The sequence below is a fragment of the Pectobacterium sp. CHL-2024 genome (assembly GCF_044751765.1).
GTDB lineage: Bacteria > Pseudomonadota > Gammaproteobacteria > Enterobacterales > Enterobacteriaceae > Pectobacterium > Pectobacterium brasiliense.
Map to the genome: position 1 here is coordinate 61,532 of NZ_JBIXKO010000011.1, position 22,743 is coordinate 84,274.

The following is a 22,743-nucleotide window of genomic DNA, read 5'->3' on the forward strand; positions in this document are numbered from 1 at the left end:
GCTTGTTGACTCATCGAATGAGTAGGCTCTAAAAATACACGCCACGAGATAGTCCGCACTTCCCTGCGATTATTCTCCCCCTCATTTTTTCGTCATCGACGCGGTCGACTAAGACGGCGTCTCTGCGCCAATTTATTCGCGCTGGATCACATTTCCTTTGCATCACTTCGTTGTAATTTGTTATGTTATTACATATCGATTTACACTGCCCCTATACGTTATCTATGATTAACCGGAACAGACACACAGACGCCATTCTTCAGGTAGAAAACCTGAGCCTGTCCATGGGCGGTGAAACCAAAGTCAGCGATATCAGCTTTACGCTGTTCGCGGGTGAACGTGTCTGTTTACTCGGGGCGTCCGGTTCTGGTAAATCCCTCACCGCCAAAGCCGTCATCGGCACACCGCCGTCGGGCTGCCAGATTCGTGGCAGTATTCGGGTGAATGACGAAGAGGTTGGTCAGTTGAAAGCGCTGGCACGCCCATCGGTCAGCCGCGTCTCTGCGGTGTTCCAGGACTCGGCAACGGCGCTCAATCCCCTCATGCCGTTGGGAAAACAGCTGTCACTGGCGTTGAAAACCCCCTCTTCCGCTGAACTTTCTGCGCTTCTGGCTGCTATGAAACTGGATGATATTCCCAACCTGTTGCAACGCTATCCTACCGAACTGTCCGGCGGTCAGCGTCAGCGCATTTGCATTACCCTTGCGTTGCTCGGCAAAACGCGCCTGCTGGTAGCAGATGAACCCACAACCGCGCTCGATGTCATGACCCAGCAGCAGGTATTGCAGGTTTTACAGGAACGTAGCACGCAGCCGGATGCTCCCGCTCTGCTGTTTATTACGCATGATATCGCCGTTGCCGCCCAACTCTGCCAGCGTGGTCTGGTGATGGAAAACGGGCGAGTCATTGAATCTGGTAGTATGCAGCAATTACTGAATGCACCACAGCAGTCCTATACCCGTAGTCTGGTCGCTGCTGCTCGTCGCGCTGACACGCTTTTATCTGACACCTTGTTATCCGACAGGATGTTACCCGCTGCCGGAGCACTCGCCGGATGAGCCACCACCTGCATGCGGTTCCCTCACCGTTTTTAAGTCTTGAGCACGTTAGCCGCTATCGCCAGACTTCACGCTTGCCGTGGCAAAAGGCCGATCCCGCCAGTGCGATTTTTCACGACCTGTCGCTGAACCTGCAACAGCACGAACGCGTCGGGCTGGTTGGTGCGTCCGGCTGTGGTAAATCCACGCTGCTAAAAACCCTGCTCGCGCTTGAAGCGCCGGAGCGTGGCGCGGTGTACTGCGACCGCAACCTGATTACGCCCGGTTCGGTGCGTTCGCTGCTCTGGTATCGCCGCCGCGTTCAGTACATTCCGCAGGATCCGGCAGGCTCGCTCGCGCCGCGTCAGCGCGTCGCCGATCTCCTCATCGAGCCGCTGAAACGACTCCGCCCCGATGAGGTCCGCCACGTTAATAGAAATCATTCTGCCCGCCTGAGCGACGTCATGGATCAGGTAGGACTGAGCGTCACGCTTCTGGATAAGGTCGCCGGACAGCTTTCCGGAGGACAGGCACAGCGCGTTGCGCTGGCGCGAGCGCTGATCGTCCGACCCGAATTTTTATTGGCAGACGAGCCCGTCAGCGGTCTGGACTTACCGCTACGTGAACAAATTAAAGCCCTGCTTCAACAGGTTACCGAACAAAATAAGATGGGCTTGCTGATGGCCTCGCACGACATTTCCATGCTCGCCGGGCTGTGCGACAGAATGCTGGTCATGGACGGCGGACGCATTATTGAAGATCGCCCCACAGCCGAGGTGCTGGCTTCGCCGCAGCAGGCGCACACCGCCCGTCTGTTGCAGGCCGTTCCCGCCCTATCGACGTCGGGCTATTAGCTCGCTGAAAACGCGCTTTTTACCATAAAATATCGCATCAATAACACATTCCCCGTAACGGGCTTTTTATAACGGATCATGACATGTCAGACCTTACCGCCAACCGCGCCCCGCGGCCTTATCCCCCGTTACTTCTGGGTAGCCAGCTGGTTTTCAACATTGGCTTTTATGCCGTCGTGCCGTTTCTGGCCATTTTCCTGCGTGACGATATGCTGCTTTCCGGCTGGGCCATCGGGCTGGTGATTGGCTTACGCACCTTTTCTCAGCAGGGCATGTTTTTAGTCGGCGGTGCGCTGGCCGATCGCTTCGGTGCGCGCGTGATCATCCTATGCGGCTGCGTCGTGCGTATCAGCGGCTATCTCCTGCTGGCGTTAGGCGACTCGCTGTGGCCGATCATCCTTGGTGCCTGTCTGACCGGTGTCGGTGGAGCCCTGTTCTCTCCCGCCATTGAAGCGCTGATGGCACAGGCCGGTACGCAAAGTGAAAAAGAGGGAAAACGCAGCCGCTCCGAGTGGTTCGCCCTGTTTGCTATTTGCGGCGAGTTAGGCGCGGTACTGGGGCCGTTGCTCGGTTCGGTGCTGGCGGGATACGGATTCCAGCGCGTGGCGCTAGCCGGTGCGGGCGTGTTTGTTATCGCACTCATCGTCCTGTTTTTCAGCCTGCCGCCAACGCAGCGTAATCGGGGAGAATTGCAGATTGCCCCGTGGTGGGAAACGTTCCGCCAGCGCCGCTTTGTCGCGTTCATCATTGCCTACAGCGCTTATCTGTTCAGCTACAACCAGCTCTATCTGGCGCTGCCGGTTGAGCTGCATCGCTCCGGCAGCAGCGAGAAAGATCTCGGGCCGCTGTTTGTGTTGGCTTCCCTGCTGGTGATCGGGTTACAGCTCCCGCTGGCGCGTTTTGCCCGTCGGGTTGGCGCGGCACGCATGCTGCCACTGGGCTTTGCGCTGCTAGCTGCATCGTTCTTTAGCGTCGCGCTCTTTGCCTCCAGCACGCCACCTGAAGGCTGGCAGCGCCTGCTTCCCGCTATCTCGTTAATTACGCTGCTGACGCTGGGGCAGATGCTGATCGTTCCCGTCGGGATGGACCTTATCCCGCGCTTTGCCAACAACCAGAATTTGGGGGCGCACTACGGCGCGCTGGCGTCGATGGGTGGCATCGCCGTTCTGGTTGGCAACTTTATCCTCGGCAGCCAGCTTGACCGCGCGCTGACGCCGTCACCGCAGGCCGCCATTCCGTGGGTGCTGCTCGCCGCCGTGCCGTTGTGCAGTTCGCTGGCGATGATGGTCATCTGCCGCCCGTTTAAATCCGCTCCAACCGTGAATGAATAAGGACAGATTGATGAATATGCGTAATCGCCTGTGGCCCGTTTCTGGCTTGCTGTCAGCCACGCTGCTGCTTTCTGGTTGCTTCAACGAGCCGGAGGAAAACCATTCCTCGCATCATGACGGTCGAATCAAACTGGCGATGCTTCAGCCGCCGCGCTCCGGCCTGACACCGCTGAGCGATGATGCCTTTAAGCTGTCGCGTTGGAGCACCGCAGAAACGCTGGTGGTACTCGACAAACTCGGCGAAGCCCAACCTGCGCTGGCGACAACATGGCAGCAGATCGATGATAAATCCTGGCGTTTTGAACTACGCCCGAACGTCCATTTTCACGATAACACCGCCTTAAACGCCGCCACGGTAGTGAATGCGCTCACCGTGGCCGCCGCCGCCGCCCCCAAACCGCGCATTCTGGACGGCGTGCAGTTAACGGTAAAAGCCGATGGCGATAACGCCGTCGTTGTCTCCACGGCTAAACCGGATCCGCTGTTGCCGCAGCGTTTATCCAGTCCGCAGTTGGCGATTCTCTCCAGCGCGGCATACGGTAAAAATGGCGTCGTCAATCCGATCAACACCGGAAGCGGCCCGTTCGTTCTGCGTACCGTCACCGGCACCAGCAGCGCGGTATTGGATCGATTCGACGGTTACTGGGGTGAGAAAGCACAGGCCAGCGGTATCGACGTGAGCTTTGTCTCCGACGGCGCAGCACGTGCTGCTGCATTACGTACCGGCACGGCGGACATTGTCGAAGCCATTCCCGTTTCACAGGCACCGCTGCTGGAGCAATCGCTGGTGCATGAAGTGCCAATGCCGCGCACCAATACGCTGTATCTGAATACGCGTCATGGCGTGATGCAAGATCCTGCGATGCGTGCCGCCGTGCGCGATGCAATCAATCGCCAGCAGCTGGTAGACAACGTGTATGAGAAACGCGCCGATATCGCGCAGGGTCTGTTAGGCCCTGCACTGCCGTGGGCGGCAGGACTGCGTCAACCTGTAGTGAACCCAGTCAAAGCCGGTACGCCTGCGGGTGCCACCATTACGCTGGCAACCTTCAGCGATCGCGCTGAGCTACCTGAAGTGGCGGTCTATCTGGCACAGCAGCTCACTGCCGCTGGGTTTACGGTAAAACAGGTGGTGCGTGAATATGCGCAGATCGAATCCGACGCGCTGGCGGGCAAGTTTGACGCCTTTATCTTATCGCGCGCGACGGTGCTAGATTCCGGCGATCCAGTCGCTTATCTATACAGCGACTTCGCCTGTGAAGGGTCGTTCAATATCGCGCAACTGTGCCGCCCGGAGATCGATCAGGCGTTACAGAAAGCGGCTGCAATTCCTGCTGGCGAAGCACGCCGTCAGGCCATCATGCAGGCAGAAAACCTGATCATTGCCAGCGATGCCGCGATCCCAATGCTGCATGAACGCGTAATCCAAGGTGAAAGCGCACAGGTAAAAGACGCACTGCGCGACCCGCGTGAACGTACGCTGATTAACGCCGCTACGCATATTGTTACCGGCGCCAAGTAACGGATAGCGCATCTGCAACCAGAAAGATGACGAGTTTATGAGCGAATCGCTGTATTGCCGCACCTGTGCGACCATCAACCAGACGCAACGCCCGCGATACGGCGTGCTGATTCCACTGTTTTCGCGGCTGCTGACGCTGGCGGGGATTGTGGTGCTGATTGGCATGTTGCCGTGGTTATCCGGTCAGGATCCGGCGCTGGCGCTGCTGCGCGCCCGTTCCGGCGAGCAGGAAGCGACGGCGGAAACGCTAAACGCGATTCGTCACTCACTCGGGCTGGATCAAGGCCCGCTGCAATTGCTGTTGAACTGGCTGACGGGTCTGTTGCACGGCGATGCGGGCAATTCCTGGGTGTCTGGCCGACCGGTCCTTCCGGGGATGCTGCAAGCGGCGGGCGTCTCGATCACGCTAATGGCCTCCTCGGCGCTGGTGGCCTTCACGCTGGCTGCCGTGCTGTGCGCCCCTACCTTTCGGCAGGGGTTACGCGGCCAGGTTCATCGTTCAGGCGGTCTGTTTGCCGCCTTGTTTACCGCGCTGCCCGAATTCCTGCTGGCATCATTTCTGCTGATTGTCGGTGCCGTCTGGCTACAGTGGTTTCCCCCTTATGGCTGGCTGGGCCTGCACTACGCGGTGCTGCCGTCGCTGGCGCTCGGTATTCCAGCAGGCGGCTACCTTGGCCGGATTATTGCCGACGCGCTATCCGCCACCTTCAGCGAAAACTGGCTCACCACCTGGAGTGTAGCTGGCGTGAGCCGTCGTCATATCGCGCTGGCGGTGCTGAAACGCACGTTGCCCAGCGTGATGCCGCTGGTCGGGCTGGTGCTGGTCTCGTTAACAGGCGGTGCCATCGCCGTCGAAAAAGTATTCGCGATTCCCGGTCTGGGACGCGCCACGCTAGGGGCCGCAGCGGCACAGGATCTGCCCGCCTTGCAGGTCGGCGTGCTGATTCTCTTACTCATCGCCTCGCTGGCTGGCATCGCCGCCAGCGGCGTTCGGCTGCTGATTCTCGGACGCGCGCTGCGGAGCGGCGCAATGCCCGTGCCGGAAGAGCATGGTAGCCCCGCGTCTCGTCATGCCATCTGGCTACCGATTATCTGCGTGCTGCTGCTGACGCTACTGTTGCTGGCTGGCCTGCCGCGCGATCCCTATACTTCAGCCTTTCTACGTCTGCAACCGCCGTCGTTTCTGCTGCCTTTTGGCGCGGATGCGATGGGGCGTGATTTGCTGGCACGCGTCGCACACGGTACGTTAAATACCTGTCTGCTGGCGCTGGCGGTATCGCTGGCCTGTCTGGCAATTGGCCTGTTGGTTGGGCTCTTTCCGCGCCTGTTCACCGGCCCGATTGAAGTGACTAACGCCCTGCCGCCAGTGATTGCCGGGCTGCTGGTTGCTGCGGTAAACGGCACGACGGCAACGGGTGCGGCGATTGCCGTGATTGCCGTGAGTTGGGCACCGCTCGCGGCCCACACGGCGGCACTGGTCGCCGAAATCAATGCGCGCCCTTATATTCGAATGCTGCCGATTCTCGGCGTCGGCCCGATACGGCGCAGCCTGTTCTATATTCTGCCCGCGCTGATTGGCCCGCTTTTCCGTCACGCCATGCTGAAACTGCCTGGCATTGCGCTGGCGCTCGCATCGCTCGGCTTTTTAGGCTTGGGCGCATCACCGCCGACGCCGGAATGGGGACGCGTTCTGGCTGAGGGGATGCCGTATATCGAACGCGCCTTCTGGGGCGTGCTGGCACCGGCGGCAGCACTCGGCGTGCTGTCGATACTGGCGGTGAGCGCGGCGAACCTTTCCGGTCGCCACAAGCACTAATCTATTATGGGACACAGCTTAAGCGCCGCTTCTCTCCACGTTCACAGCTCCGCCAGATTTCACGATGGCGGGGCTGGGCATCTTCAGTTACGCTGTGAGCTAACCTCTGCCGAAGTACATATGAATATGTGTAGAGCGTGATTAAAGGAGAGAATATGCATAACAGCGGATCCCACGTCAGTCTTACCGTCACTCAGACTCTGGATAAACTGGAAGCGCTGTATGATGACGCCGTCTCAGCGCTGCGCGACGCCATCGGGGACTTCATCAATGATGGCACGCTGCCTGATGCTAACGCGCGCACGGCGGGGCTATTTGCCTACCCAGCTCTCCGCGTTAGCTGGAGTGGCAATTCGACCGGTCACCCCCGCCATCGCGCCTATGGGCGTTTTACCCATCCCGGCAGTTACTCCACTACCGTTACCCGTCCGGCATTTTTACGTGCTTATCTGGCGGAACAGCTGGCGCTGCTGGAGGGGGATTATGACGTCACCATCGAGGTTAGCCCGTCACAGCAGGAAATTCCGTTCCCCTACGTGCTCGACGGTTCCGATCTGATTCTTGACCGTTCGATGAGCGCTGGTATCGCCAAGCATTTCCCCACAACAGAGCTGTCGCAGATTGGGGACGAGACGGCAGATGGGCTGTTTCACGCCACCACCACGTCGCCGCTGTCACACTTCGACGCGCTGCGTACCGATTTCTCGCTGGCGCGGCTTCGTCACTACACTGGCACGCCGGTAGAACATATTCAGCCGTTCATCCTCTTCACCAACTACACACGCTATGTCGATGAGTTTGTACGCTGGGCCTGTGCGCAGATTGCCGATCCCGATAGCCCGTATGAGGCGCTATCTTGTGCTGGCGGTATTTACATCACCGCCGAGACGCCAAACCCCGAGCAGACGGTGTCCGATCTGGCCTGGAAGAACCACCAGATGCCCGCTTATCATCTGATTCCTCGTCAGGGTAAAGGGATTACGATGGTCAACATTGGCGTCGGGCCATCCAACGCGAAAACCATCTGCGATCACCTCGCGGTTATGCGTCCACATGCCTGGCTGATGATCGGCCACTGCGGCGGCCTGCGCGAAAGCCAGTCCATCGGTGATTATGTGCTGGCGCATGCTTACCTGCGTGACGATCACGTACTGGACGCCGTGCTACCGCCGGATATCCCGATTCCCAGCATCGCCGAGGTGCAGCGCGCGCTGTATGACGCCACCAAGATGGTCAGCGGTATGCCGGGGGAAGAAGTTAAACAGCGTCTGCGTACCGGCACGGTGGTCACCACCGATGACCGCAACTGGGAGCTACGCTATGCGGCTTCTGCCCTGCGGTTTAACCTCAGTCGCGCCGTCGCCGTGGATATGGAAAGTGCAACGATTGCCGCGCAGGGATATCGCTTCCGTGTCCCTTACGGCACGTTGTTGTGCGTCTCGGATAAGCCGTTGCACGGTGAAATCAAGCTGCCGGGACAGGCGAACCGTTTCTATGAAGGGGCGATTTCGGAGCATTTGCAGATTGGCATCTGCGCTATCGATCTGCTGCGGGCGGAAAGCGATAAGCTGCACTCACGTAAACTACGCACCTTTAACGAGCCACCGTTCCGTTAATCGGACGACGCGGTTAGGCAGCCGACCGCTATTCAGGCGGTCAGCTGCTCTGGCGTGACTAAATACGTTATGTTATAACAAACCAAATACCCTAGCGGATAAGCCCAATGAAAAAAGGTCTGTCAGTTCTGTTTCTTTCCCTCGTCGCGACACAAGCCTCGGCGTTTCAGGCAAAAATAGCTCAGTCTACGGAGAGTGGATTGAACAATATCGATGAGCCTAAGCGCACCTTTTCAAGCTTTACGCCAATGGGGCTGGAAACCATTCATCCCGGCCAGTGCGATGCGACCTCCATTAACGGCTGCGGTTGCCCGTTTTGCACCCAGCTGCGGCTCATTGGTCGCTAGTCCTACGTGACAGAGTCGTTGTACGCGACATAGCAAAAGCGCCACATTCGTGGCGCTTTTCTAACATAGGAAGATGAGACTAATTAATCTCAGGATGTTGTTCGGTCAGCCGTTTTCTTTTCTTCTCCAGCTCGGCGATTTGCTCATCAATCTCTTCTATTTTCTGCTCGATATTGTCGTATTGTTCCTGCAACAGCTCTTTGGCTTCTGTCCGATCCGATGCCGCGGGCGTTGCGCCTTTCAGCGGCTGATTAGCGGTTTCACGCATCGACATCCCGGTAATCAGGCCGATCAGCCCAATCACCATCAGGTAATACGCCGGCATATATAAGTTGCTGGTTGATTCCACCAGCCACGCCGCCGCCGTTGGCGTAAAGCCCGCAACCAGTACGGAAACGTTAAATGACGTCGCCAACGCGCTATAGCGAATATGCGTAGGAAACAGTGCGGGCAGCGTTGAAGCCATCACCCCTGTGAACGAATTCAGCAGCACGGCCAGCATCAGTAATCCGCAGAAAATCAGTCCAATCACATCGCTGTTGATCAAGATGAAGCTGGGCACCGACAGCAGCAGCAGCCCAATACTGCCGCAAATAATAAACGGTTTACGCCCATAGCGGTCGCTCATCAGTCCCATCACCGGCTGCACAAACAGCATCCCGATCATGACGGCAATAATAATCATCACCCCGTGATCTTCCGAGTAATTCAGGCTGTGTGAAAGGTAGCTCGGCATGTAGGTCAGCAGCATGTAATAGGTGACATTGGTGGTAATCACCATCCCGATACAGATCAGCAGACCTTTCCATTGCTTGGTCACAATGTCACGCAGAGAAATCTTCGGCGGGGATTGGATGCTGTCTTTTGATTCTTTATCAATGTTGTCAACGTGCTGTTGGAACGTCGGCGTTTCTTCCAACGCATGGCGCAAATAAATCCCAATTAATCCGAGCGGCGCAGCAATAAAGAACGGAATACGCCATCCCCAATCCAGAAAACTTTCTTCTCCCACAATGGAAGAAATGAGCACCACGACGCCCGCGCCCATCACGAACCCGGCAATAGAACCGAAATCCAGCCAGCTCCCTAAAAAGCCGCGTCGTCTGTCCGGGGAATATTCAGCAACGAAAATCGCCGCACCGGTATATTCCCCCCCGACGGAGAATCCCTGCGCCAGTTTCGCCAACAGCAGCAGTATCGGTGCCCAAATACCAATCGATTCATAGGACGGAATCAAGCCAATACAGAATGTACTCACCGACATGATAATAATGGTGATCGACAGAACTTTCTGGCGGCCAAATTTATCCCCCATCGCACCAAAGAATATTCCGCCGAGTGGCCGAACCAAAAAGGGAACCGAGAACGTTGCCAGCGCGGCAATCATTTGTACGCCGGGATCGGCTCCGGGGAAAAAGACCTGTCCGAGCGCATACGCCACAAAGCCATATACACCAAAATCAAACCATTCCATCGCATTACCCAATGCGGCGGCGGTAATGGCTTTTTTAAGTCTGGCATTATCAATAATGGTAATGTCCTGAATTTTCATCGGTTCGATTTTTTTCTTTTTTAATCTCATCCTTTTTTCCTTTGCTTAAAAAGCGACCGTTTATTAAAAATGAAACACTCTTTTTCATGCACAGGGAACCACCCGACTGCACGCTGAAAAATAAACCGCTTATTGGTCGCAATATTCATTACACGTTGATACTGCTGGATGAAGTATAGAAGAATTTGGACAAAAGCTCGGATTCAGGCACCGCATGTCCAAATAACGCGCGGGAATATAATAAAAGGAAAATAATGGTAAATAGTTATGACAAAATCATCACATTACTGTCAGTGGGGTATTTTTACTTACGCGAAGTAATCATTTTCGGGTTACGGTTAAAATAGCGCGTAAATGACAGACTGAAATTAGCGGGGTGTCGATAGCCAACTTGCCAGGCCGTCTGCGCTACCTGAAATCCCTGTTCCAGTAGCTGATGCGCCCGCTCCATCCGCATCCGCAATAGCATCTGACCCGGCGTGGTCGCAAAGCAGCGATGAAACCCCAGTTTGAGTCTAGATTCACTCATTCCCGCCTGAGCCGCAATACAGGCCAGCGTCAGCGGTTCGGCCAGATGCTCGCGCATCCAACGGCATACTTGCTCCAATTGCTGTCGTTCCTGGGGATGAATACCGCCGTGTCTTTCTTCCGGTTGTAGGACGTGCCGATACTGCGCCAGCAGGCTTAAGGCATGAATATGGCGATTTAGCGGATCGCCATCACCGCACAGCGCATTGACGTGAACCTGACTGGCCGCAGAGACGGGCGTAAATGCGCGCAGCTGTACCCCATCATCGTTGAACAACTGCTCTGCACAGTCCGCGCCAAAATAGCGCGCTACCGCCGTTTTCCCCACCAGCAGCCGTAGCTGATCGACCTGCTGCTGAGCCTGATAATGGCGCTCGCCCGCGCTGGCACCAAACGTCGTCATCGTAACATGCTGCTGGCGAAACCCGATCGATGAGCCGCCGCAATCGTAATAAGCAGACTCCCCTGCCAGCGCAAATGTCATGACCAGCATCGGCTGCGAATGCGGGTTCTGCGTTTCTTCCACCAAGGCACGATACGGGCGATATTGCGAACGCGCCAGCGACAGATCCGCATCAATACGGCTGAAATCCGACCAACACTCACCGATGTTGCCTGGCAGTATTCGGCGTGAATCAGAACGATTCACCTCACTCATCCGGCACCGGTCGCCTGACGGTAGTCCCTCTCGCCCCCGTTGCTGTCTTTGCGCCATTTTTCCCCCGCCGTTTTGCATATGAAAAATGCCGCCTCGCATAACAATGAACATAATAACGATTCTCATTTATAGATAGCATATTCCCTATCGACTGACCATCAATGGGAAAAACCACGTATGAATCCATTAGAGACGTTATGGCAGCTTGCCGCCAACAGCGTGAAGGCGGATGCCTTATATCTGGCGCTGGAACAGCAGATTTTCGACAGACTGGAAGAAGTCACCACACCGCAACAGCTGGCGGAAGCGCTGGGCTGGCAGCCGGAGAAAACCGGGTTTCTGCTTGAGATCCTGTGGAGCATGCAGTTATTGACGCGTCATCACGACGGCTATTGCACCGCTCCGGCCTGCGCCGCCGTGCTCTGTCGCAGCAGTTCACGTTTTCTGGGCGACGCCTGGCGTTTTCGCCTGACCAGCCTGCGTCAGTTTGGTCAGGGGCTCGGCGACGGTATGTCTCAGCCGCTGCAAACGCAGTTGGGCGAATTACCGCGCGATGCGGCGTGGGCCAATGCCGCGGAACAGCAAATCGCTCAGGAACAGCGGGCAATAACGGCCGACCGTGCCGAGCAGTTGATCGCCAGCCTGCCGGATTTCCCGCAAATCAGACACGTTCTCGATCTGGGCGGCGGTCCCGGCTGGGTGGCGATTACGCTGGCGCTGCGTCACGCTCAGATCTCCGGCACGGTGTATGACCTGCCGCAGACCGCCGCCGTGGCGCATCGCAATATTGACGCAGCCGGATTATCCGCACGTCTGTCAGCGCAAAGCGGCGCATTGCCCAGCGAGAAATACGATCTGATTTGGAGCTCTTCGTTCCTGCATTTTGTCGAAGATATCCCCGCCATGCTGGCAGCGCTCCACGATACGCTGGCATCGGAGGGCACGCTGGTTCTGGCACAGGCGGAAATTGCCGAAGCGCCGGAGGATGCCGCACCGGTTTTGCCGTTCTACCTGCCGATGCAAATGAGTGGACGCCACGTCACGCGGGAAGGTCAACTGACGCAGTGGCTGTTAAAAACGGGCTTTACCTCTGTCGAAACTCGTCGTCATCAGGCATTTCCCATGGCACCGCTGAATGTACTGATCGCCCGCAAACACCGATAACTGCAGATACTTCGTACCCGCTGACACCGGCAAGACTGACAACGCCGCTGCTGCATCATGTTGATGATTATCATATTTCTGCACACCTAAGGTTGTCAGCCCAGTGCAAAGCGCCTATAAATGACATTACAGGGCGTGACTGATTGAGAAACTCTAAATAATTCAAGTTTCAGGCAGGCGGCAAGAGAAGGAGTCCCGATGAGCTTACTCAAGTAAGTGATTCGGGTGACTGAACGCTGCTAACGTACATGTAACTTGAAGTATAACGAGTTAAAAGGCGAACCTGCCAGACGTGATAGGCCTATCACGTCTGGCAGGTTTTTTTGTTTTCATCCCTAAGGAAAAACGCATGGATAAAAAAATCACTGCCAGCCTGATATTACTGCTGGCTGCCGCCAGCCAGCCGGCGCTGGCAAACGATCCGCAGGTAACGTTAGACAGCGGCCGCATCAGCGGGAGCGAGACGCAAGGCGTCGATGCTTTTAAAGGCATCCCCTTTGCCGCCCCTCCCATCGGCGAACTGCGCTGGCAACCGCCGCAACCAGTGCAAAGCTGGAGCGATATTCGCTCAGCAACGTTATACGGCAAGGATTGCATGCAGAATCCTTTTCCCGGCGATGCCGCGCCGCTCGGTGTTGGATTCAGTGAGGATTGCCTGACACTCAACGTGTGGCGTCCAGCTAACGCCACAGGCCCGCTGCCGGTGATGGTATAGATTTATGGTGGCGGTTTCGTCAACGGCGGCGCCTCGCCCGAGATTTATTCCGGGCAGGAATTTGCCCGTCAGGGCGTCGTCTTCGTCAGCTTCAACTATCGCGTCGGCCGCTTTGGCTTTTTTGCCCATCCGGCGCTGGCCGACCAGTCGCTGCGTGGCAACTACGGCCTGATGGATCAAATTGCGGCGTTGAAGTGGGTGCAGAAAAACATCGCCGCTTTCCATGGTGATCCGCAAAATGTCACCCTGTTTGGTGAATCCGCAGGCGGTTTTGCCGTCGGCTCTCTGCTGACCAGCGAGCTATCTCAGGGATTATTCCAGAAAGCGATTATTCAATCCGGCTCCGGCAGACAAAATATCGTGCCTAACCAAAGCTGGCAAAAAGCAGAGCAGGCCGGTCTCGCCTTTGCCAGCGCAAATGGCATCAGCGGTCACGATGCGCAAGCCCTGACGGCGCTGCGGCAAATTCCCGCAGATAACGTGGTGAACGGCCTGAATATGGCCTCCATGAATGCACCGGATTATTCCGGCCCGATGCTCGATGGCAAAGCGATCGCCGCAGAGCCGCAGGATAGCTACCGTCAGGGTAACTTCCAGCGCGTGCCGCTGATGATTGGCGCTACGGATGCCGATATCAGTTTCCCGCCGAAAGTCGCGACGTCAGACGACGCGGTTGCCGTTTTCCCTGCCAGCGATCGGCAGCAGGCTCTTCAGGCTTACCACGGTATGTCACCGCAGGAGATCGCCAAGGCCGTTTCCAGCGACCGTTTCATGGTGGAACCGGCGCGTTTTGTCGCACGTATTTGGGAAAAAGCCGCGCTACCCGTCTGGCAATTCCGTTTTGGCTACGTTGCCGACAGCATGCGCGCGCAGTGGCCTGCTGCCGTTCACGCCAGTGAGATTCCATACGTCTTTAACACGGTAACGGCACGCTATGGCGAGAAAACCACACTGCAGGATCGTGCCGTTGCCCAGCAGATGAATCAGTACTGGGTGAACTTTGCCCGTACCGGTAACCCTAACGCCAGCGGTTTACCGACATGGAACGCCTATAGCAGCCAGAAAGACAACATTCTGTTTATCCCTGCGGCAGGTGCAGAACAGACTCGCGATATCGCCGATCCATGGAAAACGCGTCTTGATCTGGTCGAGAAACTGGCGGAGAGCGGTACGCCATAGCGCACGTTATCCCGCATGAAGTCGTTGCAAAGGCGTTTGCGAAGCGCAGATCGCCAGCATAAAAAAAGCCAGTCAGTAAGGGCTGGCTGGCTTTCGGAGTGAACCTAATAGGGTGCTGCGTGTTTCCGTCTCGTTTTTCACTCTACCGCATATTCCTTCATTTTATTTTCGTCAGGCATTGTGCCATTAAGCTTCTTGAGCACTTCCTTCGCTTCTTTCAGCACTCGGGCACATTGCTCGCGCGTGATGGTAAGCGGTGGCTCAATCCTGACCGATTTAGCATTATTCAACGTGCCCGCCACCAGAACATTACGTTGAAACAGTTCCTTCGCGAAGGCATACCCGATCTCGTTTTTCCTGAATTCGATAGCCTGCAACAGCCCCATTCCTCTTGCTTCAATAATCAATTGAGGATACTCGGCCGCCAGCTGTCGTAAGCCCTGTAGCAAAAATTCCCCCTGTATCGCTGCCTGTTCTGGCAGATTCTTTGTCAGCAACTCATTGACGGTCGCCAGTGCCGCCGCACAGGCGAGCGGATTGCCGCCAAACGTGGTGGTATGCAGGAACGGATTTTCAAACAGCACGGAGAAGACCTCTTCCGTCGCCACCGTTGCGCCAATCGGCATCACACCGCCACCCAGCGCCTTCGCCAGACACAGAATGTCAGGCTGTACGCCATAATGCTCACAGGCGAACATCTTGCCCGTGCGACCCATGCCGGTTTGTACCTCATCCAGAATCAGCAATGCCCCAACCTCATCGCATAACGCTCTGACCGCAGGCAAGTAATGTTCCGGTGGCACAATCACACCACCTTCTCCCTGAATGGGTTCAAGGATGATGGCAGCCACGTCATCACCGGTCTTCTGGCATTGCTCAACCTGCTTGCGCATGGCGTTGATGTCGCCAAAAGCAACATGATGGAAGCCGGGTAACAGCGGCATGAAGGGACGACGAAACGCGGGTTTGGCGGTGGCAGAAAGCGCGCCCAGCGATTTCCCGTGGAATGCACCTGTCGCGGCGATAAAGGTATATTTACCACGCGGTGACTGGTAGGCCTTCGCCAGCTTTAAAGCGGCTTCAACCGATTCCGTTCCGCTATTGCAGAAGAAGCTGTATTTCAGATCGCCCGGCGTCAGCGCCGCCAGCGTTTTTGCCAGCAATCCCCGCAGCGGGTCGAGCAGTTCTTGACTGTGCAGCGGTTGTCTGGCGAGCTGGCGCTCAACGGCAGCAATCACGTTAGGGTTACGATGCCCGACGTTAAAAATGCCGTAACCGCCGAGGCAGTCCAGATATTCATTCCCTTGGGTATCAATCAGCGTATTCGGTCCGCTGGCGCGCCATTCGACTGCGCCGTAATCCCCGCCGGTGGTGACAGATTTTCGGTACTCCAGAAAACCCGGGTTGACGTATTCACGAAAACAACTCAAAACTTCTCGATTCAGTGCCGCCATGTCATCGTGGGATAGCGTGTCACTATGAATCCAATGCAGTGCCTGCTGAGTACACTCTAGCGGGTTAAGGTGGGCGTTTGATCTGGACAAAATGCGCTCCTTGAAAACGGACATCACGCGATGCCACTTTAATTAATGCACATAACACGCCAGTCGCCCGCCCCAAATTAGAATAAAATACAAAAACGCGATCTAACACAAAAATTCAGTATATGATTTGAACTAAATACGAATAGACGGAATTAATAACCAATAAGAATGGCACATGCCAGTATGAAGAAAATAAAAGCAACACGTGATGCCCTGCTTTTGCCCAGCGCGCCCTTTTTTGGGGCACGCCGGGGCTGGACAAACGCGCTATATCATTACCGGTTTCTCCAGTACCGGTTTCTCGTGCAGGACAAACAGAATCCCTGAGGAGGCAGAAGATCCTCAATGCCGGATCATGATATGACGCACGATGGTGTAATCCTCCAGACCGTACATCGACATATCCTTGCCGTAGCCGGACAGCTTCTGCCCGCCGTGCGGCATTTCACTCACCAGCATGAAGTGGGTGTTCACCCAGGTACAGCCGTATTGAAGGCACGCGGCCAGACGGTGTGCCCGCCCGATATCTCGCGTCCAGACCGACGAGGCCAGCCCGTAATGCGAGGCATTCGCCCAGCCAAGCACCTGCGCTTCATCGTCAAACGGCGTGATGGAGATTACGGGTCCAAACACCTCTTTCTGGACGATTTCGTCTTCCTGCTTTGCCCCCGCCAGCACCGTGGGCTGGAAGTAAAATCCCTGCCCTTTCACCCGCTCGCCGCCGGTCACCACCGTAATGTGCGGCAGCGCTTTGGCGCGTTCGACAAAGCCAATCACGCGTTCCAGCTGCGGCTCGGTAATCAGTGGCCCCAGCTCGGTGGTTTCATCATGTGGATCGCCGATTTTCAACGTCGCCACCGCTTTTCCTAATGCTTCTACGACCTCATCGTAGATCGCACGCTGTACATATAGCCGACAGGCGGCAGTACAGTCCTGCCCCGCATTGTAAAAACCGAAACTGCGGATTCCATCAACCACCTGATCGATATCCGCATCGTCGAAAACAATCACCGGCGCTTTACCGCCCAGCTCCATGTGTGTGCGTTTTACGCTCGCGGCGGTATGCGACAGAATATGCGCACCGGTTGCAATTGAGCCGGTCAGCGACACCATATTCACTTTCTCATGCCCCGTCAGCGCATCGCCGATATCCGCCCCGCGCCCGAACACGATATTCACCACGCCAGCGGGCAGTATCTCCGCCAGCAGATGTGCCAGATAGAATGTGGTCAGCGGGGTTTGCTCCGCCGGCTTCAGTACCACGCAGTTTCCCGCCGCCAGTGCCGGTGCCAGCTTCCACGATGCCATCATCAGCGGATAATTCCACGGGGCGATGGACGCTACCACGCCAACCGGATCGCGCCGGATCATCGAGGTGTGCCCTTCGAGATACTCTCCCGCCGCCGAACCGCTCAGACAGCGCGCCGCGCCGGCAAAAAAGCGAAACACATCAGCGACCGCAGGCACTTCATCATTCAGCGCCGCATGGTAGGGCTTACCGCAGTTCAGCGATTCAAGCTCGGCAAACGTCTCTGCGTGTTCCTCGATGGCATCGGCAATCTGTAGCAGCAGCGTCGCGCGCGTTTTCGGCGTGGTTTGTCCCCAGTGTGCAAAAGCCGACTCCGCAGCCAGCACGGCTGCATCAACCTGGTGCAGGTCGGCCTGTGCAATGGCGGCAATTTGCTCTCCTGTTGCAGGATTAAATACCGCTAACGCCTCGCCTTTCCCCGCGACCAGCTTGCCTTCTATGAGTAATTTATCGTGCATACATTTTCCTTACAGAGAGAAAACCATCTTGTTTTTCATCACTATCTGCAAAATGTCTGTGCAAAAAACCTGCCACGTTGCGCTTACCTGTCGCTCCGTTCTGCAACCTGCGGCATTACACTAGGGCGCGTTGCCCGACTCTTTCTGCGTCTGCGTGGCGGCCTGTCTGGCTTCTTCCGCCAGCGCTTCAATCTCTTCTTCCGTCAACTGCTCTGATGCTTCATGCACCTTTGCCAGCCCTTCGCTAACCGTCACCTCTTTAGGATCCTGCTCTGAGTCCTTCGTGGTCATTTCGTCTCTCCTGATTAAATAATAAGCCAGCAAAGATAAGTGTAGTCGATGACGAAAATCCGCCAATCTGAAGAAGATTTAACTCTGCTTTTCGGTTCGGCATATGTGATAATAATTATCAATTACACATATTTATTATTCAGGACCTTACCCCGTCGGCGTCAACGGACAGTGCCATGCATTGTTATGGACAGTGCCGTGCATTGCTATGGATAGCGCTGTGACAAGGGAAAGGGGTTCTGTTGCCGCAGAGTCGGCGGGAAGGTCACCTGACGGGACGTTGGCATGTCAGAGTCTGAACTCAGAATGCTGTTCAACCACTATGCAGAACGGTTGGAACGCTATCTCAATCATAAACTGCGCGACCCTCAGGCAGCAGCCGATCTGGTGCAAGAGAGTTTTTTACGGTTGGCACAACGGCTGGAACAGCAAGATGATGTAGACGACAAGAAGGCGTATCTCTATAAGACAGCAAATAATTTGCTGCTTGATCATGTCCGCCACCAGCAGCGCTGGCAGATGGCGGCGTCCGTTGACGACGCGGAGGCGACGCTGGAATACCTGCCGGATGCTGCCCCCCAGCTCGATCAAACGGCCATCGCCCAGCAGGAGCTGGAGCGTCTGGCAAACGTACTGGCGACGCTGCCTGAACGCACGCAGCTGATATTTCATCTGCACCGGTTTGAGCATATGACGCAGGCGCAAATTGCTCAACAGTTGGAGATTTCCCTCAGCACCGTTGAGAAACATCTTGCCATGACGCTGCACGCGATGATGACGATCCGCGCCTCGTGAAATGCGTCGCTCATCGTGAAATAATCACAAATTATTTACGGGTTTATTGCCGTCAGACGTCTACCTATTTAGAGACCCTACACACTCCAGGCCTACAACATGAACGATTATCCCCCTGAAATCCAACAGCAGGCAGCACGCTGGGCCATACGTTTGGCCGAAGCGCCGCTGGACGATGAACAGGAACTGACATTCCAACACTGGCTGGAACAGGATCCGCGCCATCGCCACGCGTTGGAACAGGCAGGGATGCTCTGGCATGGACTTGGGTCGCTCAACGCCGAGCAACGGCAGGTGCTACAGCCACAACCGCCAGCCACCTTTCTCATCAGGCGCGTTAACCGTGCAACGCAGTGGAAAATCGCCGCCTTGCTGCTGCTGGGTTTCAGTCTCGGCGCAACCTGGATTTCCGACGGCATCCTCATGTTACGTTCGGATTATCATGCGGCACATCAGGTTAAACACGTTACGCTGCCGGACGGCAGTGAGGTCGATATGGATGCGGGCAGTGCCATTTCGCTCGCCTATACGCAGCAAGAACGGCGCGTCACGCTGCTGCAAGGTTCCGCCTGGTTCACCGTCGCGCCGACAACCGCCCAAGAGAAACGCCCTTTCCTGGTTGATGCCGCCTCAGGCACCACACAGGCGCTGGGCACGCAGTTCATCGTGCAGAATTCATCACAGACCACGACCGTCGGCGTGGTGGAGCACAGCGTTCAGGTCACGGCAAACGGGCAAACGCTGCGGCTTGATGAACAACAGGCAGCACGTTATACCGAACAAGGGATGACTCGCCTCCCCGGCTGGAATAGCCGTGAGCGCGGCGACTGGCGGCGCGGCCTGCTGATCTTCGATCAACAGCCGCTCGCGGTCGTCATCGCACGTATCAATCAGTATCGCTCGGGTACGATCGTTATCCCCACGTCAGCCCTGCGCCAGCGTCAGGTCAGCGGCATCTTTTCACTGAACGAACTGGATGGCGCATTGCAAACCATCGCCACCGAGCTGGGTGCCAAAACCGTTTCTCTCCCCGGCGTCACGGTTCTGTACTGATCCTTTCTCCCACCTGTCTTCCCCACTCCTGCCATGCTGCTCAGGAGTGGTCATCACGCATAAATTCCCTTTACGTTCACAAGGCCGCAACGCGCCGGAGAAAAAAATTTAAATATTTTTTTACGGGTTCTGTCATCTCATCCGTCTTCATATTTAGGTAATGATTTTTATTATCATTTTCATTAAGAAAAAGAGGGCTAATTATCCCTTTGTTTATTAATGCTTATTGATGATTTAACCGATGGCAGACCAGGCGAAAAATGTTTAAAAGAACACAACAGCAAGACAGCCGCTTGTTACAACGTAATCCACTTTCTCTTGCCGTCGGCATCGCACTGTCGTTGTCTGGCTCGCTCCACTATGCGCAAGCAGAAACGCAGACCGCCAGCGTTCAGGAAGCGGCTCGCCAGAGTTCCGCCTTTTCCATCAGCGCGCAGCCGTTGAGCAGCGCGTTGCTGCGTTTCGCCGAACAGGCGGGGCTACAGGTCTTTTTTGCCGACGTTAAACTGGAAAATATGCAGGCCGTTGCGCTTCAAGGGCGCTTCACGCCAGAACAGGGGCTGCGCAGGCTGATCGGCACTCATCCCGTCGATTTCCAGATCGGCAGCAATGGCGTCATTACCTTGCGCCCTCGTTCAGTCAACGTCGATACGGCAAAAATAGACGACGTGATGACAGTTCGCGCCTTTACCGTCGCCAACCCAGGCGACTGGATCTACGAACAGCCGCGCGCGATTAGCGTTATTTCACGCGATCAGATGGATAACCGCCCTTCCCGCCACGCCGCCGATCTGCTGGAACAGTCCGCAGGCGTTTACTCCAGCGTCAGCCAGCAGGACCCGTCGCTGTCGGTCAACATCCGCGGAATACAGGATTTCGGTCGCGTGAATATGAACATCGACGGCGTGCGGCAGAATTTTCAAAAAACCGGCTACGGCCAGCGCAATGGACAGATGTATATCGATTCGGAGCTGCTCTCCGGCGCAACGATTGAAAAAGGCGCGACAAACGTGATGGGCAGCGCGGGTACGCTGGGCGGCGTCGCTACATTTAACACCGTTAACGCCCACGATTTTCTCGCTCCGGGTAAAGAGCTGGGCGGAAAACTGCATGCCAGCACCGGCGACAACGGAACGCATTTTATCGGCAGTGGCGTGCTCGCACTGGGTAACGAAAGCGGCGACATTTTGGTCGGTGCCAGCGAACGTCATCTGGGCGACTACTGGCCGGGCAATGATGGCAATCTCGGTAATATCCGTATCCCGGGCAATTCAAATAATTACGAAGAGTGGGCCAATAACTTAAAGCATCAAAAAGTGACCAGCGCAGCTTATACCATGCGCTCGCGGCTGGCGAAAATCGGCTGGAATCTGCCAGCTAATCAGCGCTTCCAGCTCAGCTATATGCAAACGCAAACCTCTTCTGAAAATGTCGGGACGTTGTCCAACCTTTCCAATACCGAACTGGGTTGGAAGGCCAGCGGGCACAGCGAGATTATGGCGCGCAGTACCGCGCTGGATTACAGCCTGAAACCGGACAACCAGCGCTGGCTGGATTTTAAGGCCAAGATTTATTACGCCGATACCAATAACGACACCGAGAATTATGCGGTTTCCAATACCAGCGCGTATCACGAGAGCACGCGGCTGCGTACCTACGGGGCGCAGGCGCAGAATACCTCAACGCTGTGGCAGCAGGGCGCGCACGATCTGAAAGCTGATTATGGAATGGACTTCTATTACGACAAGATCACCACGGACAGCGCCAATAGCACCGCCAGTAACGCGACCCCGGAAGGGAATCGTGCAATGGCCAGCCTGTTCGCGAATCTGAATTACGCCTACGATGAATGGGTAACGCTGCAAGGCGGCCTGCGGTACGATCGCTATCGGTTACGCGGCACCACCAGCATCAGCTATCGGGAAATCCCCTATACCATTACGAATCCCTGTACTGCACGGTCGATCGCGCTCTGCCCGCCGTTCGCGACCACCACGCAGGATTGGAATGTCGATGACGAGCACGGCAAGCTGTCCCCCACCCTGTTTGCGGGCGTCCGTCCCGGCGTTGAATGGCTACAGCTGTACACCAGCTATGGCCTATCCTGGCGGCCGCCGTCAGTCAGCGAAACCTTTGCCAACGGCACCTACAGCGCGGGCAACTACTATCTGTATCCGAATCCCAACCTTAAGCCGGAGCGTTCCCGCGCCTGGGAAGTCGGGTTCAATATTCAGCAGCCGGACCTGCTCGTCGATGGCGACAGGCTGGTCAGCAAGGTGTCCTATTTCGACACCCGGATAAACAACTACATCAGCCTGAACGGCGCGCGCAATAAGCCGGGCTATAACGGCTATTCACTCAGCAACTCCGTGTTCCAAAACAATCTGGCGAAGAGCCGCTTCCGCGGCATGGAATACCAGCTTAATTACGACGCCGGCTTTCTGTATGTCGATGCCACCTACACCCACATGATCGGCAATAACGATTTCTGTGCACCGGTGGCCTGGATGGGCGGCATCACCACCGTTGGCGGTTCCCGAGGCAACTACTACTCCACGCCTGTTGATACCACGGCCAGCGATGCCTCTTGCCAGAAAACGCTGTTATTCAGCAACGCCGCCTATCTGCCGGGCGACCGCGGTTCCGTCACGCTGGGGACGCGCGTCTTCGACCGCAAGCTGGATATGGGCGTCACGATGCGTTTTGCTCCCGGCTATCAGGACGCTGCCGCACCGGCCAACTCAGCCTATTTAGCCGACTGGCCCAAGTATGAAGTTTACGATCTGTACGCCAGCTATCGTCTGACCGACAGCCTGACGGTGCGTGGCTCCGTCGAGAATATCGCTAACCGTACTTACATCGTGAGCTATGGCGAATCACTGGGTTACACGCCAAGCCGGGGAAGAACGGTGCAGGCTGGTGTGGAGTATCGATTCTAATTTCTCTGTTTCCCCATGCGGGAGGCAGGAAAACA

Annotated in this window: 17 protein-coding genes and 1 pseudogene; 13 read left to right on the forward strand and 5 right to left on the reverse strand. The window is 56.2% G+C overall.

Annotation, left to right across the window (positions count from 1 at the left end; genetic code table 11):
- Positions 1–224 precede the first annotated feature (224 nt).
- From ACIPUG_RS15865 to ACIPUG_RS15895, 7 genes are all read left to right on the forward strand, one after another.
- Positions 225–1,058 carry an ATP-binding cassette domain-containing protein gene (locus ACIPUG_RS15865; protein WP_400339207.1) on the forward strand — a complete coding sequence of 278 codons (834 nt, stop codon included), beginning with the start codon at positions 225–227 and terminating at the stop codon, positions 1,056–1,058.
- Complete coding sequence (locus ACIPUG_RS15870; RefSeq protein WP_400339208.1) at positions 1,055–1,891, forward strand: ABC transporter ATP-binding protein; 837 nt, start codon at positions 1,055–1,057, stop codon at positions 1,889–1,891. Before ACIPUG_RS15865 ends, ACIPUG_RS15870 begins: the two co-directional genes overlap by 4 nt.
- Before the next feature lie 83 nt (positions 1,892–1,974).
- On the forward strand, positions 1,975–3,222 hold the full coding sequence (locus ACIPUG_RS15875) for an MFS transporter (protein WP_010285570.1): 1,248 nt from the start codon (positions 1,975–1,977) through the stop codon (positions 3,220–3,222).
- A 10-nt stretch (positions 3,223–3,232) separates the two neighbouring features.
- Positions 3,233–4,744, forward strand: a complete 1,512-nt coding sequence (locus ACIPUG_RS15880; RefSeq protein ID WP_400339211.1) for an ABC transporter substrate-binding protein — start codon at positions 3,233–3,235, stop codon at positions 4,742–4,744.
- 37 nt (positions 4,745–4,781) lie between these two features.
- On the forward strand, positions 4,782–6,560 hold the full coding sequence (locus tag ACIPUG_RS15885) for an ABC transporter permease subunit (RefSeq protein ID WP_400339214.1): 1,779 nt from the start codon (positions 4,782–4,784) through the stop codon (positions 6,558–6,560).
- A 155-nt stretch (positions 6,561–6,715) separates the two neighbouring features.
- On the forward strand, positions 6,716–8,176 hold the full coding sequence (locus ACIPUG_RS15890; RefSeq protein ID WP_010285567.1) for an AMP nucleosidase: 1,461 nt from the start codon (positions 6,716–6,718) through the stop codon (positions 8,174–8,176).
- A gap of 107 nt (positions 8,177–8,283) precedes the next feature.
- Positions 8,284–8,523 (forward strand): hypothetical protein, encoded by a 240-nt coding sequence (locus tag ACIPUG_RS15895; RefSeq protein ID WP_039287506.1) that lies wholly within the window; start codon positions 8,284–8,286, stop codon positions 8,521–8,523.
- A 79-nt stretch (positions 8,524–8,602) separates the two neighbouring features.
- Here ACIPUG_RS15895 and proP read toward each other — a convergent pair whose 3' ends face one another.
- A complete protein-coding gene (proP, locus tag ACIPUG_RS15900) occupies positions 8,603–10,105 on the reverse strand; it encodes a glycine betaine/L-proline transporter ProP (RefSeq protein ID WP_205546248.1) in 1,503 nt (500 codons plus the stop codon).
- A gap of 274 nt (positions 10,106–10,379) precedes the next feature.
- The gene (locus ACIPUG_RS15905) at positions 10,380–11,372 is read right to left on the reverse strand and encodes a helix-turn-helix domain-containing protein (RefSeq protein WP_400339217.1); all 993 of its coding nucleotides are present in this window, start codon (positions 11,370–11,372) and stop codon (positions 10,380–10,382) included.
- Between the two features lie 66 nt (positions 11,373–11,438).
- Here ACIPUG_RS15905 and ACIPUG_RS15910 point away from each other — a divergent pair, with 66 nt between their 5' ends.
- The 3 genes and pseudogenes from ACIPUG_RS15910 to ACIPUG_RS15920 all read left to right on the forward strand — a co-directional run bounded on the left by ACIPUG_RS15910 (position 11,439) and on the right by ACIPUG_RS15920 (position 14,319).
- Positions 11,439–12,425 carry a methyltransferase domain-containing protein gene (locus tag ACIPUG_RS15910; RefSeq protein ID WP_400339218.1) on the forward strand — a complete coding sequence of 329 codons (987 nt, stop codon included), beginning with the start codon at positions 11,439–11,441 and terminating at the stop codon, positions 12,423–12,425.
- A gap of 349 nt (positions 12,426–12,774) precedes the next feature.
- Positions 12,775–13,773: pseudogene (locus tag ACIPUG_RS15915) on the forward strand (carboxylesterase/lipase family protein); the annotation flags it as partial.
- A 93-nt stretch (positions 13,774–13,866) separates the two neighbouring features.
- Entirely contained in the window at positions 13,867–14,319 is a 453-nt protein-coding gene (locus ACIPUG_RS15920; RefSeq protein ID WP_400339259.1) for a carboxylesterase family protein, read from the forward strand.
- 137 nt (positions 14,320–14,456) lie between these two features.
- Here the strand turns inward: ACIPUG_RS15920 and ygjG are convergent, their stop codons facing one another.
- From ygjG to ACIPUG_RS15935, 3 genes are all read right to left on the reverse strand, one after another.
- Complete coding sequence (gene ygjG / locus ACIPUG_RS15925; RefSeq protein ID WP_196398792.1) at positions 14,457–15,863, reverse strand: putrescine aminotransferase; 1,407 nt, start codon at positions 15,861–15,863, stop codon at positions 14,457–14,459.
- A gap of 342 nt (positions 15,864–16,205) precedes the next feature.
- A complete protein-coding gene (patD, locus tag ACIPUG_RS15930) occupies positions 16,206–17,630 on the reverse strand; it encodes an aminobutyraldehyde dehydrogenase (RefSeq protein ID WP_039287520.1) in 1,425 nt (474 codons plus the stop codon).
- A 120-nt stretch (positions 17,631–17,750) separates the two neighbouring features.
- A complete protein-coding gene (locus ACIPUG_RS15935; RefSeq protein ID WP_164671868.1) occupies positions 17,751–17,921 on the reverse strand; it encodes a hypothetical protein in 171 nt (56 codons plus the stop codon).
- Between the two features lie 285 nt (positions 17,922–18,206).
- On the opposite strand from ACIPUG_RS15935, the gene ACIPUG_RS15940 reads away from it, so the two are divergent.
- The 3 genes from ACIPUG_RS15940 (at position 18,207) to ACIPUG_RS15950 (ending at position 22,708) form a co-directional block, all read left to right on the forward strand.
- Positions 18,207–18,716 carry an RNA polymerase sigma factor gene (locus ACIPUG_RS15940; protein WP_039287522.1) on the forward strand — a complete coding sequence of 170 codons (510 nt, stop codon included), beginning with the start codon at positions 18,207–18,209 and terminating at the stop codon, positions 18,714–18,716.
- Positions 18,717–18,815: 99 nt separating this feature from the next.
- Entirely contained in the window at positions 18,816–19,769 is a 954-nt protein-coding gene (locus tag ACIPUG_RS15945) for a FecR family protein (RefSeq protein ID WP_400339221.1), read from the forward strand.
- Between the two features lie 260 nt (positions 19,770–20,029).
- Positions 20,030–22,708 (forward strand): TonB-dependent hemoglobin/transferrin/lactoferrin family receptor, encoded by a 2,679-nt coding sequence (locus tag ACIPUG_RS15950; protein ID WP_400339223.1) that lies wholly within the window; start codon positions 20,030–20,032, stop codon positions 22,706–22,708.
- The last annotated feature ends 35 nt before the right edge of the window (positions 22,709–22,743 follow it).